This is a genomic window from Microbacterium sp. PI-SA-G, from assembly GCF_057215335.1.
The window spans coordinates 908,348-921,003 of sequence record NZ_CM170103.1; the positions used below are offsets into that span (position 1 = coordinate 908,348).

Consider the following 12,656-nt stretch of genomic DNA (forward strand, 5'->3'; position numbering starts at 1 on the left):
AAGGGGCGCCCCACCCCGCCCGCGGCTCAGTTGTCGAGCCACCGCAGCGGAATGTCGATGACCACCTGCGTGCCGACGCCATCGCTGCCATGCCACTCGATGCTGCCGCCGAGCTCGCCCTGGATGAGCGTGCGGATGATCTGCGTCCCCAGGCCCTGACCGATACGCCCCTCGGGCAGCCCGCTGCCGGTGTCGTGCACCGTGACCCGGAGGTTCTCCTCGGTACGCGTCGCGTCGATGGTGACCATGCCCTCCTGACCCGCGAGACCATGCTCGACCGCATTGGTCACGACCTCGGTGAGGGCGAGTGCGAGCGGCGTCGCATACTCGCTGGGCAGCACGCCGAATCGTCCGGTGGACCGGGTCTGCGCGCGGGTGTTGGGCGCCGAGGCCACTTCGGCGACCAGCTTCAGCACGCGGTGGAACACCTCGTCGAAATCGACCTTCTGAGTGAGGCCCTGCGCAAGGGTGTCGTGCACGACCGCGATCGAGTCGACTCGGCGCATGGCCTGGGTGAGCGCCTCACGCGCCTCGTCGGAGTGCGTGCGTCGTGCCTGGATGCGCAGCAGCGACGCCACGGTCTGGAGATTGTTCTTCACGCGGTGGTGGATCTCGCGGATCGTCGCGTCCTTGGTGATGAGCTCCTGCTCCTGGTGACGCAGCTCCGAGACGTCGCGACACAGCACGATCGCACCGATCCGCGTGCCGTGGTCCTTGAGCGGGATCGCCCGCAGCGACACGGTGACGCCTCGGGCCTCGACATCCGTGCGCCACGGCGCGCGGCCCGTCACGACGACGGGAAGCGACTCGTCGACCTGGCGGGAGGGAGGCACGAGACGCGTGGTGACCTCGGCGAGCGACTCCCCCTCGAGCTCGTCGTCGAAGCCCATGCGGTTGAAAGCGGAGAGCGCATTGGGGCTCGCGAACGTCGTGACGCCGTCGACGTCGATGCGGATGAGACCGTCGGACGCGCGAGGCGCTCCGCGCCGTGGCGACGTGGGGGCGGCCAGGTCGGGGAAGCTCCCGTCGGCGATCATGCGGAAGAGATCGTTCGCGCACTCGTCGAAGGTGATCTGCTGACGCGAGGGCGTGCGCGCCTCGCCGAGGTTGGTGTGCCGGGTGACGACGCCGATGACCCGCGGACCGTTCTCATCCTTGCGACGTTCGATGACGATCGGCACGGCTCTGACCCGCGTCGGCGTCTCCTCGAACCAGTCCGGGGAGGAGGAGTCGACGATTTCGGCGGTGTCGAAGGCGCCCTGAACCTGTGTGCGCCACTGGGGTCGCACACGCTCCCCCACGATGTCGCGGTAGAACAGGGTCGCGGCGCCGCTCGGTCGCGCATGCGCGACCGCGATGAAGGAGCTGTCATCGGCCTGGATCCACACGACGATGTCGGCGGAGGCCAGGTCGGCCAGCAGCTGGCCGTCGCCCGCGAGCCTGTGGAGCCACTCCACGTCGCTCTCGGTCAAGAGTCCCTGGGCCTGGGCGAGATCACTGAGCGTCGACACACTCCCAGCCTAGGGTGAGTTGCCTCAGAGAACCGCCAGGGACGTGGCTCGCCACCGGCGGTCGAGGCCCTCCAGGCGCACGGCGACGGCTCTCGTGCGGCCGGGGCCTGCGACCACCACGACCGCCTCGATGATGCCGTCGACCGGCTCGGTGACCCTGATGGAAAGAATCGAGAACGTCGGCCGCGCCGGGGCCACGCCGCGCGCGCTGCGGGCACGCGCCGACAGATTCGATCGACTCACCAGGGTGCGAAAGGCGTCCTCGCTGAACCAGCGGGCCAGCTGATCGACCTCGCGAACGCCCGCGAGCACTTCGAGCACTCCCGTGGTCAGGCTGCGCAGCAAGGGCGCCGGGTCGGGCAGCGCGGCGGTCGAGGTCGGTTGCGGGGCGAAGTACTCATGAAGCGTCATCATCTCGTGCTCTCGGTCGGGGATCTGCGAGACAGTGGAGCACGCCCGCACCACCGCCGACCGGCGGTTCGGGAGGGAATGTGGATAACTCGTACAGGCGCTTCCGGCCTGTCCTACGCTCGATCCCGTGCACTGGGACCGACTGTTCGAAGACCTCGAAGGTCAGCTCGCCGCGGAGTGGGAGACCGAGCGAGCCGCCCTGAGCGCCGAGTCCGAGCGCCTGCGCATCTCCCGACTCGACCTGCGCACCCGGCTCCGGCAGATCTGCGCGTCCGCGTCAGCGGCGGTGATCGAACTCTCCAACGGACGGCGCCACCCGGTGACGTTGCGCTCCCTCGGGGCCGACTGGGTCATGGTCGACTCGGCACCCGGCGACGGCACATCGCTCGGCCGCACGACGCGCATCGTTCCGCTGACCGCGATCGTGGGTGTCCGCACCGATCACGGGACCATGCTGGCGAGTCTCGATGACGCCACGGATGCGAGCAGCTCCGTGCGCGAGCGCATGACATTCGGCTTCGTCCTGCGCGACCTCGCGCGACGACGGGTCCCCGTGCACCTCGACGTGCTCGTCGGAGACGACGTCCATGGCACGATCGATCGGGCGGGGGCCGATCACCTCGATCTGGCCGTCCACGATGCCGGAACAGCACGTCTCGCCAGCGCGGTCCAGGGATTCCGGATGATTCCGTTCGCCGCCGTCGTCGCGGTGCGAACGCTCTCGGATCAGCGCCGCTGAGCGCTCGTGGTCCCCCACATCTCGGGGAAGCTCGCGGTCTGCGACTGGCGCCACAGCGCCATCCGGCGCGCCACCTCGGACTGCTCGGAAAGATATTCGCCGAGACTGGACTCCTCGACGCGCCACCGCGCGGGTGATCCGAGCTGCGCTCCGCGTAGTCGTCCTTGCTGGATCAGATCGACCACTTCGTCGATGCTGAGCTGCAGCAGCTCCGCCACCTGAGCGGGAGCGAGATACTGCGGGACGGAAGCGAGCGGCTCGGGCATGACCCCATTGTCCCGCACCGATATGCACTCCACCGAGGCGATCACCGCCTGTGGATAACTCCGGAGCAGCGGCACCGCGATCTGTGACGATATGGCCATGACATTCCTCAGCCGATCTCGTCGGGCTTTCCGCGGAGACGTCCGCTTCCTGATCGGCATCGCCATCGTGGCGGCCTCGATCACCGGCGTCTGGTTCCTCGTCGCAGCCTCCGACGACGTCACGCCGGTGCTCCAGGCATCCCGCACCATCACTCAGGGAGAGGTGCTCGCAGCCGACGACTTCCAGGTCGCGGAGGTAGGGCTGGGCGCGCTCTCTGATCGCTACCTGTCTCCGGGCGGTCTGAAGGACGGGCAGGTCGCCGCACGGACCGTGCGCAAGGGCGAACTGGTCCCCTCATCCGCGGCGGCATCGGCGTCCGAGGCGAGGACGACCACGATCGTCGTCGAGAGCAGCTCTCGGATCTCACAGGATGTGGAGGCAGGCAGCGTGGTGGAGCTGTGGGGGGCACCCCCTCTCGAGGACGGTCGCGCCTTCGATGTTCCTCAGATTCTCGTCGCCGACGTCGCGGTGCGCGACGTGGTCACGGCGGAAGGCGTGCTGGCGGACTCCGGCACATCGGTCGAGCTGGTGATCGACAGAGCAGATGTCGCCGACGTGCTCGCCGCGATGACCGGCGGCTACGCGCTGTCGGTGGTGCCTGTCGGGGCCCGCTCGTGACGTCCGTCATCGTCGCCCTCTCCGAACCGCGGGCCCGCGAGCTTTCCGCCGAGCTCGAGCTCGAGGCGTCCGTGTGATCACGACGGTCGACCCGCGATCCCCGACTCTGGTCGCTCTGCTTCCCCGGGCTGAGGCCATCCTCCTTCCCGCCGAACGCGATGTCGTCACGCCGGAGCTGCTCGTGGCCTGCGATCGAGCGGGCGTGCGCGTCCTCACGATCGGCGACCCGGACAGTCGTGCGCTGGGCCGGCGGGGACTCGGTGGCACGCTCCCCCACGACGTCTCCGGGTGGGAGGTCGCCACGGCACTCGCCGACGACCCACCTGCTGCTCCTCGGGAAGATCAGGCCGCTGTCACACCACGACGGATCACCGCCGTCTGGGGCGCTCAGGGCGCGCCCGGACGATCGACTGTCGCGATCCAGCTCGCGGCCGAACTCGCGCGCCGCGGTCGCCGCACCGCGCTCGTCGACGCTGACACGGTGGCACCGTCGATCGCGCTTCTCCTCGGTGTGAACGACGACGCGCCGGGAATCGCGGCGGCCTGCCGCCGCGCCGAACTCGGCGGACTGGACTCCGCGGAGCTCACCCGACTCGCCACCGGATTCGAGACGAGCGGCGGCGTCGTCCAGGTGCTCCCCGGGATCAATCGCCCGAGCCGATGGCCCGAGCTCTCCGCCACCCGTCTCACGTCCGCTCTGCAGGCATGCCGGGAGTGGGCGGACGAGACGATCGTCGACGTGGCCGGCGCCTTCGACGCCGACGACGAGGCGACCTACGACCTCACGGGGCCGCGACGGCATGCCGCCACCACGGCCGCTCTTCACGAGGCGGATCGGATCGTCGCCGTGGCCTCAGCCGACCCCGTGGGGATCAGTCGGTTCTTGCGCGATCATGCGGAGCTGCGCAGCCTCACCTCCGCCACACCCACCACCGTGGTCGTCAACCGGGTGCGCCCCGGACCGCTCGGGGTCGACGCGCGGGGGCAGGTGCGTCGCACACTCGAGCGGTTTGCGGGCATCACCGACGTGGCGTTCCTGCCGTTCGATCAGAAGGCCGCAGACGCCGCACTGCTGCATGCCCGACCGATGGCAGACCTCAGCCCGCGATCGCCTTTCGTGGCGGCGATCCGGGCGCTCGCGGCGTCGATGTCACCAGAGGCGACGGCTGACGCTACTGGCGGTAGCTCGCGAGGAAGTTCCCGAGGCGCTCGACGGCTTCGCTCAGCACTCGGGTCTCGGGAAGCGTGACGATGCGCAGATGGTCCGGCGTGGCCCAGTTGAATCCCGTGCCCTGCACGAGCAGCATGTGCTCGGAGACCAGCAGATCGTAGACGAGCTTGGCGTCGTCGCGGATCTCATGCACGTTCGGGTCGAGCTTCGGGAAGGCGTAGAGCGCGCCCTGCGGCTTCACGCACGACACACCGGGGATCTGCTCGAGACCCTGCCACGCCACATCACGCTGCTCGTGCAGGCGCCCGTTGGGCGCGATGAGCGCGTCGATCGACTGCACACCCGACAGCGCGGCCTGCACTGCGTGCTGAGAGGGCACGTTCGGACACAGCCGAGTCGACGCCAGCAGGGTGATTCCCTCGATGAAGCCCTTCGCGTGCGCCTGCGGTCCGGTGATGACGAGCCATCCGGAGCGGTACCCGGCGACACGGTAGGTCTTCGAAAGGCCGTTGAAGGTCAGGCACAGCAGATCCGGCGCGAGGGTGGCGGTGGGAATGTGCACCGCGTCGTCGAAGAGGATGCGGTCGTAGATCTCGTCCGACAGCAGGAGCAGCTCGTGCTCGCGCGCGATCTGCACCAGGCCTTCGAGGATCGCCCGCGAGTAGACCACACCGGTCGGATTGTTCGGGTTGATGATGACGAGCGCCTTGGTGCGCGGCGTGATCTTCGACCGGATGTCTTCCAGGTCGGGCTGCCACTCGTCGTCCTCGTCGCAGAGGTAGTGCACGGGAGTGCCCCCGGCGAGACTGGTCATCGCCGTCCAGAGCGGATAGTCCGGCGCAGGGATGAGCACCTCGTCGCCCTCGTCGAGCAGAGCCTGCATCGTCATCGTGATGAGCTCGGAGACGCCGTTGCCCAGGTACACGTCATCCGGATCGAAGCGCGGGAAGCCCTCGATCTCCTCGTAGCGGCTGACGACGGCGCGGCGCGCTGAGATGATGCCCTTGCTGTCGCTGTAGCCGTGCGCGTCGGGCAGGGCGGCGAGCATGTCGCGGACGATCTGGTGCGGAGCGTCGAAGCCGAAGATCGCCGGATTGCCGGTGTTGAGCTTGAGGATCTTGTGACCCTCGGCTTCCAGACGCGCCGCCTCGACGAGCGCGTTTCCGCGGATCTCGTACAGGACGTTCTTGAGCTTCGACGACTGGTCGAAGTGGCGCGAAGGTGTCATCGCGCAAGCCTACAGGGACGACGAGAGGGCCAATCCACACGGATTGGCCCTCTCGTTCACGCCGTCTACTTCTTCTTCTTGCCCTGCGCGCGTCGCTGCTCACGGTTGCCCGCGGCAGGAGCTGCACCGTCCGTGCGCTGGCCGAAGGCACCCCGAGCAGCCGGCTCCTCGGCGGGTTCGGCGGCGTCACGCGCGACAGCGGCCTGACGCAGGCGATCGGTCGCCGCCTGCTGGACCTGGCCGCGGTCGTTGCGGACCTCGACCTCGCCGGCGTCGTTCGCGGCGGAGTACTCGAGGCGCTGATCGCCGGCACCGTCGGCGAGACCCTTGGCCTCGACCTCGGGCGTCTCAGCGTCTTCGGCGCGACGCACCTCGACCTCGAGGTTGTAGAGGTAGCCGACCGACTCCTCCTTGATCTGTCCCATCATCGACTGGAACATCGAGTAGCCCTCGCGCTGGTACTCGATCAGCGGGTCGCGCTGGGCCATCGCGCGCAGGCCGATGCCGTCCTTGAGGTAGTCCATCTCGTACAGGTGGTCGCGCCAGCGGCGGTCGAGCACCTGGAGCACGACGCGACGCTCGAGTTCGCGAGTGGCGGCCTCCCCGAGGGTCGCCTCACGCTTCTCGTACGCGATCATCGCGTCCGACAGCAGCTCGCGCGTGAGGCCCTCGGCCGTGATTCCGCCCTTGCGGCCACCGGCCTCGGCGACGACCTCGTCGATCGTCACGCTCACCGGGTAGAGCGTCTTGAGCTCGGTCCACAGCGCGTCGAAGTCCCAGCTCTCGTTGTGTCCTTCGCCGGTGTGGTCGTTGACGACTCCGGTGATCGCGTCCTCGATGAAGTGCTGCACCCGGCCGGCGATGTCATCGCCCTGCAGGATGTGACGGCGGTCGGCGTAGATCGCCTCACGCTGGCGATTGAGGACGTCGTCGTACTTGAGCACGTTCTTACGCATCTCGGCGTTGCGCGACTCGACCTGCGACTGCGCGCTGCGGATGGCGCGCGACACCAGACCGGACTCGATCGGCACATCGTCGGGGAAGTTGGTCCGCGCCAGAATCGCCTCTGCGGCGCCGGACTGGAACAGACGCATGAGGTCGTCGGTGAGGCTCAGGTAGAACCGGCTCTCACCGGGGTCGCCCTGACGGCCCGAACGTCCGCGCAGCTGGTTGTCGATGCGGCGGGATTCATGCCGCTCGGTGCCGAGCACGTAGAGACCGCCGGCCTCGATGACCTTCTCGGCCTCTTCGGCGACGACGGACTTCATCGACTCGTATGTCTCGTCCCAGGCGACCTCGTACTCCTCGGGCGTCTCGACCGGATCGAGACCCTTGCCCTTGAGCTCCTGCACCGCCAGGAACTCGGCGTTGCCGCCGAGCATGATGTCGGTGCCTCGTCCGGCCATGTTCGTGGCGACGGTGACAGCGCCGAGGCGACCGGCCCGTGCGACGATCTCGGCCTCGCGCGCGTGGTTCTTCGCGTTCAGCACCTCGTGCTTGACGCCCTTCTTGGCGAGCAGACGCGAGAGGTACTCGCTCTTCTCGACGCTCACGGTGCCGACGAGGACCGGCTGACCCGACGCGTGGCGCTCGGCGATGTCCTCGACCACCTGTGTGAACTTCGCGGTCTCGTTCTTGTAGACGAGGTCCGACTGGTCCTTACGAACCATGGGCCGGTTGGTGGGGATCGCGATCACGCCGAGCTTGTACGTCGACATGAACTCGGCCGCCTCGGTCTCGGCGGTACCGGTCATGCCGGCGAGCTTGTCGTAGAGACGGAAGTAGTTCTGCAGCGTGACCGTTGCCAGCGTCTGGTTCTCGGCCTTGACGGGGACGCCCTCCTTGGCCTCGATCGCCTGGTGGATGCCCTCGTTGTAGCGGCGTCCGACGAGGATGCGACCGGTGTGCTCGTCGACGATCATGACCTCGTCGTTCATCACGACGTAGTCGGTGTCCTTCTTGAACAGCGCCAGCGCCTTGATGGAGTTGTTGAGGAACGAGATGAGTGGGGTGTTCGCCGACTCGTAGAGGTTGTCGATGCCGAGGTAGTCCTCGACCTTCTCGATACCGGGCTCGAGAACCCCGACCGTGCGCTTCTTCTCGTCGACCTCGTAGTCCTCGCCCGCGACCAGGGTGCGGGCGATCTTGGCGAACTCGGCGAACCAGCGGTTGGCCTCGCCCGAGGAGGGTCCGGAGATGATCAGCGGCGTGCGGGCCTCGTCGATGAGGATCGAGTCGACCTCGTCGACGATCGCGAAGAAGTGATCGCGCTGGACGAGGTCTTCCTTGCGCCACGCCATGTTGTCGCGCAGGTAGTCGAACCCGAACTCGTTGTTCGTGCCGTAGGTGATGTCGGCCGCGTACTGCTCGCGACGGACGGCGGGGGTCTGGCCGGAGACGATGATGCCCGTCGTCATGCCGAGCGCGCGGAACACGCGGCCCATGAGCTCCGACTGGTAGCTGGCGAGGAAGTCGTTCACGGTGATGATGTGGACGCCCTTGCCGGCGATGGCGTTGAGATAGGCCGGGAACGTGGCCACGAGCGTCTTTCCCTCACCGGTCTTCATCTCGGCGATGTTGCCGAGGTGGAGCGCCGCGCCACCCATGATCTGCACGTCGTAGGCACGCATGCCCAGCGTACGCTTCGCAGCCTCACGCACGGCGGCGAAAGCCTCGGGCATGAGCTGATCGAGGCTCTCGCCCTTCTCGAAGCGCGCACGCAGTTCCGCGGTCTCGTTGCGGAGCTCCTCGTCGGTGAGCCGGGAGATGTCGTCCTCCAGGGCTCCCACTGCCTTGACCACCTGGTTGAGACGGCGGATGACCCGCCCTTCTCCGGCACGCAGCAGCTTCTCAAGAGGATTGGCCACGGATGTCTTCTCCCTGTTGGTAGTCAGAGCCTGCGCCGATCCGGCGTTCGCCAGGCATATCCTGTCATGTTACCGGGCCGTGACCTGCACGTCGCCTGCGAGGTCCGGCGGTCGACCGCCCCGCGACACACGCGACTGCTCGGATGCCGGAGAACCATACCCGGTATCCATATACTCGGTATCGCTTTCCCAGTACGAACGGAGACTCCATGTCGGTGCGCCAGAGCCTGCTCGCGATCCTCGACCAGGGCCCCTGCTACGGCTACCAGCTCCGGCACGAGTTCGACCGTCGCACCGGCTCGGTGTGGCCGCTGAACGTGGGCCAGATCTACAACACGCTGGAGCGCCTGGAGCGCGATGGCCTGGTCGCCCGTGGGGGCGCCGACGATCTCGGACACGTCTACTGGCACATCACGTCGGCCGGGTCTGCCGAAGTGGCGCACTGGCTCTCCTCGCCCGTCACCCGCAGTCTCGCGACGCGCGACGAGCTCGCGGTCAAGCTCGCCGTCGCCGCGACCCTCCCCGGAGTCGACGTGACCGGCCTCATCGACGCGCAGCGCCAGGTGGCTGCCCGCCGCCGCGCTGAACTGACCGCCGGAGAAGACGCCGACACTGACGCAGACGCCCCCGAGGCCCTCGCCCGATCCCTCATCCTCGACTCACTGCTCTTCGCCGCCGAAGCCGAGGAACGCTGGCTCGATCACGTCGAACGACGGCTCGCCGCGCACCCGCGTCATGCGATGGCGCTCGAGCTCGCGACCGAGCGACCCAAGCGGGGCCGACCGGCGAAGGCCGCAGCGGCATGACCCTCCGACCACACTGCGGCGTTCGCCTCAAGCGGATGCCCAGCCACCGCATCGTCCACGGAAAGTAGGATCAGCACATGGCAGGTTTCTGGGGTAAGCGCAAACGCGATCAGGAGACACTCGCCGCACAGGATGCCGATCTCGCGCGACGCGCGGAACAGGCGCTGGTGGCGGCCGACGAACGCATCCGCACGACCTCCGACGAGCTCTCCTTCGCCGAGGCCGAGCTGGGCGAATCGCTCACGACGGATCTGCGCAAGGCGCTCGCTGCGGTGCGCACTCATCTGCGCGAGGCGTTCCAGATGCACCAGTTGAATCACGACGAGATCCCCGACACCCCGGAGGAGCTGCGCACCCGCAACGCCCGCATCATCCAGCTGTGCGACTGGGCTCAGGATCTCCTCGATGAGAAGACGGATGTGCTCGCCGCCTCGATCGCCAAGGTCCGGCGGGCGCCCGAGATCATCGCGCAGGTCCGTGCCGATGCCGCGACGCTCAGCGAGCGCATCCCGCAGACCAACTCGGCCATCGAACGTCTGTCCCGCCGCTACGCCGACTCGGCGATGGCGCAGATCACGGCGAGCGCCTCCGAGGCCGAGCAGCTGATCGCCTTCGCCGTGCACGGCACATCGGTGTCGGAGCGGCGTCGCGCCGCCAAGCAGAACGAGGAGGCGAACGTCGCGCTCGAGACCGCGACCGAGGCCACCCGACGAGCGGCTGCGCTGCTCGACGCCGTCGAGGACTTCGAGATCGAGGCGCTTCGGGCCGAGTCGACCCTCGCCGAGGTGGTGGCGGATTCTCGCAACGATCTCATCGCAGCCCGGACCGCCCCGCGCGTGCCCCCCGTCGCCGAGGCCGAGGCGGAGCTGCAGGCCGCACTCCGTTCGCTCTCGCCCGCGGGGTCGCCCAACGACCCGTTCGCCGAGCTCTCGCGCCTGCGCGCCGCGAACACCGCCCTCGACGATGCGATCGCCACGGCACGGCACCGTGTCGAGAACCCGCTGCCGTCCGTCGCCCAGGTGCAGCACGCCATCGACGACGCCGACCGCCAGCTGGGCGTCGCGCGCGGTCTGATCGCGGGTCATCGCGGCTGGATCGGCGCCGATGCGCGGACCCGCCTCGCCGAGGCCGAGCGCCTGCGGATCGACCTGTCGGATCTGCTTCCGGCCGAGGAGACGCGCGAAGCGGCACTGACCGGCGCCCGCCGAGTCGCGTACCTGGCTTCCGAGGCTCTCCAGCTCGCGCAGCGCGACATCGACGCATCGCGTCCTCAAGACGACGGCTGGGGCGGCGGCGGCGGTTGGGGCGGCGGTGGCGGCGGACGCCGCGGCGGTGGCGGCGGAGACATCGCCTCCGGTCTCCTCGGCGGTCTCGTGATCGGCAGCCTGCTGGACGGCATCTTCGACTGACGCGGGTTCGCCTCGCGCAACGAAAACGGCCCGCTCCCCGAGGAGAGCGGGCCGTTTCGATGTCCGATTACGAGGCGAGCGCCTGGTCGGGCGGCGCCTGAGTGCTGAGTCCGATGACTCCGTAGTCCCAGCCCTTGCGACGGTAGACGACGCTCGGGTGATCGGTGCTCGCGTCGACGAACAGGAAGAAGTCGTGGCCGACCAGTTCCATCCGGTCGACCGCCTCCTCCACCGTCATCCACTCGGGATCGAAGCTCTTCGTGCGGATGACCACCGGCGAGTAGGCCTCGTCCTCGACCTCCTGCACGGGCACTGTCCCGGTTGCGACCGCGTCGATCACGTCGACCGACGCGGGTTGCACGTCGATTCCCTCGAGGGCTCCGGTGCCCTTCTCGAAGTGTGCGCCACGCGGATGCTGTCGATTGTCGACACGCTTCTCCTTGGCCCGGCGCAGCTGCTCCGCCATCTTGTCGACCGCGAGGTCGAGAGCGACGAATTTGTCGCCGTCGGTCGCCTCCGCCCGCACCACCGGTCCTTTGCTCACCAGGGTGAGCTCGACCGTCTCATCCGGCACGTGGCCGTTGCGGTACGCACGGTGCGTGACCTTCACGTCCAGACGCTGCGCCTTCGCGGCGAACGTCTGCACTCGGGCGATCTTCTCCTCGACAACGGTGCGGAAGCGATCGGTGATACCCACTCCGACGCCAACGATGCTTGTTTCCATTGCTGCCTCCTTGTCCCGGTCCTCCCGGCCAAGGGCGGACCGTGGTCGCCTTGTGGTCCCCAACCGTAGCCCGCCTTCGACCGGAAGTCACGGGCCAGTTGCTCCGTGTCGCCGATGAGTCCCCGATGAATGCTCGGCGAACAGACGCTGTGGCGGCGTGGCGGCGAGCGCGACGGCCGACATCACCCGATACCCTGCCGCGGTGAGCGCGCGCGCCGCCTCGTCGAGCGTCGCCCCCGTGGTGACGACGTCATCGACCAGGATCACACCGGCCCCGCCGCCGCCGCTGTGTGCGGCCATGCTGTGCCGCACATTGTCGGCGCGTGCACGGACCCCCAGCCCCCGCTGGTCCGCTCTTCCGCCGCGGACCGTCAGCAGCCGCCAAGGGCGATCGCCGGCATGCCGGATCAGCAGATCGGGCACACGGTACCCGCGCCGACGAAACGCCGCGCGCGACGTCGGAACCGGCACGATTCCCGCTGCCGATCCGGCGACCTCTTGGAGTGCCGATGCCAGTGCGCGCCCGAGCGGACGTGCCAGCAAGGTCTCCCCCTCGCCCTTCAGACGGCGGATGCAGCGTGCGGTGACTCCCTCGAACGCGAGGGCCGCGCGCACGGACATTCCGTTCGGGGTGCGCAGCACGACGGGTCGCGGCGCCAGCGCCGTGCGGCATTCAGCGCAGAGGACGTCGCCGGGCTGATCGCACCCGGCACACGAGGCGGCGAGCAGGAACGCGGCAACCTCTGCCAGGAGGGTGCGAGAGACCGGAGCGAGGGGCGAAGGGCTGATGTGCGGCATCCGACGAT

General features: G+C 68.5%; 12 protein-coding genes. 5 read left to right on the forward strand and 7 right to left on the reverse strand.

Going from position 1 to position 12,656, the window contains the following annotated elements; genetic code table 11:
- Positions 1–26: 26 nt before the first annotated feature.
- Together AC2D10_RS04610 and AC2D10_RS04615 are read right to left on the reverse strand one after the other, a co-directional pair.
- Positions 27–1,511, reverse strand: a complete 1,485-nt coding sequence (locus AC2D10_RS04610; protein WP_484710756.1) for a sensor histidine kinase — start codon at positions 1,509–1,511, stop codon at positions 27–29.
- A 24-nt stretch (positions 1,512–1,535) separates the two neighbouring features.
- Entirely contained in the window at positions 1,536–1,922 is a 387-nt protein-coding gene (locus AC2D10_RS04615) for an Rv3235 family protein (RefSeq protein ID WP_484711803.1), read from the reverse strand.
- A gap of 127 nt (positions 1,923–2,049) precedes the next feature.
- Between AC2D10_RS04615 and AC2D10_RS04620 the strand changes: the two genes are divergently transcribed.
- The gene (locus tag AC2D10_RS04620; RefSeq protein ID WP_484710757.1) at positions 2,050–2,661 is read left to right on the forward strand and encodes a hypothetical protein; all 612 of its coding nucleotides are present in this window, start codon (positions 2,050–2,052) and stop codon (positions 2,659–2,661) included.
- On the opposite strand, the gene AC2D10_RS04625 is transcribed toward AC2D10_RS04620, so the two are convergent.
- The gene (locus tag AC2D10_RS04625; RefSeq protein ID WP_484710758.1) at positions 2,649–2,927 is read right to left on the reverse strand and encodes a helix-turn-helix domain-containing protein; all 279 of its coding nucleotides are present in this window, start codon (positions 2,925–2,927) and stop codon (positions 2,649–2,651) included. The two genes, AC2D10_RS04620 and AC2D10_RS04625, sit on opposite strands and share 13 nt — an antisense overlap.
- A gap of 97 nt (positions 2,928–3,024) precedes the next feature.
- Here AC2D10_RS04625 and AC2D10_RS04630 point away from each other — a divergent pair, with 97 nt between their 5' ends.
- Complete coding sequence (locus AC2D10_RS04630; RefSeq protein WP_484710759.1) at positions 3,025–3,645, forward strand: SAF domain-containing protein; 621 nt, start codon at positions 3,025–3,027, stop codon at positions 3,643–3,645.
- A 73-nt stretch (positions 3,646–3,718) separates the two neighbouring features.
- Positions 3,719–4,894, forward strand: coding sequence for a CpaE/TadZ family protein (locus tag AC2D10_RS04635; protein ID WP_484710760.1), 1,176 nt, complete (start codon positions 3,719–3,721; stop codon positions 4,892–4,894).
- Here the strand turns inward: AC2D10_RS04635 and AC2D10_RS04640 are convergent.
- Together AC2D10_RS04640 and secA are read right to left on the reverse strand one after the other, a co-directional pair.
- Entirely contained in the window at positions 4,818–6,044 is a 1,227-nt protein-coding gene (locus AC2D10_RS04640) for a pyridoxal phosphate-dependent aminotransferase (protein WP_484710761.1), read from the reverse strand. The genes AC2D10_RS04635 and AC2D10_RS04640 overlap by 77 nt on opposite strands.
- Positions 6,045–6,109: 65 nt before the next feature.
- A complete protein-coding gene (gene secA, locus AC2D10_RS04645) occupies positions 6,110–8,911 on the reverse strand; it encodes a preprotein translocase subunit SecA (protein WP_484710763.1) in 2,802 nt (933 codons plus the stop codon).
- Positions 8,912–9,120: 209 nt separating this feature from the next.
- On the opposite strand from secA, the gene AC2D10_RS04650 reads away from it, so the two are divergent.
- Together AC2D10_RS04650 and AC2D10_RS04655 are read left to right on the forward strand one after the other, a co-directional pair.
- A complete protein-coding gene (locus AC2D10_RS04650) occupies positions 9,121–9,717 on the forward strand; it encodes a PadR family transcriptional regulator (RefSeq protein WP_484710764.1) in 597 nt (198 codons plus the stop codon).
- 77 nt (positions 9,718–9,794) lie between these two features.
- Positions 9,795–11,126 carry a coiled-coil domain-containing protein gene (locus AC2D10_RS04655; protein ID WP_484710765.1) on the forward strand — a complete coding sequence of 444 codons (1,332 nt, stop codon included), beginning with the start codon at positions 9,795–9,797 and terminating at the stop codon, positions 11,124–11,126.
- 67 nt (positions 11,127–11,193) lie between these two features.
- Here the strand turns inward: AC2D10_RS04655 and hpf are convergent, their stop codons facing one another.
- Entirely contained in the window at positions 11,194–11,850 is a 657-nt protein-coding gene (gene hpf, locus AC2D10_RS04660; RefSeq protein WP_484710766.1) for a ribosome hibernation-promoting factor, HPF/YfiA family, read from the reverse strand.
- 87 nt (positions 11,851–11,937) lie between these two features.
- On the reverse strand, positions 11,938–12,648 hold the full coding sequence (locus AC2D10_RS04665) for a ComF family protein (protein WP_484710767.1): 711 nt from the start codon (positions 12,646–12,648) through the stop codon (positions 11,938–11,940).
- Positions 12,649–12,656 lie beyond the last annotated feature (8 nt).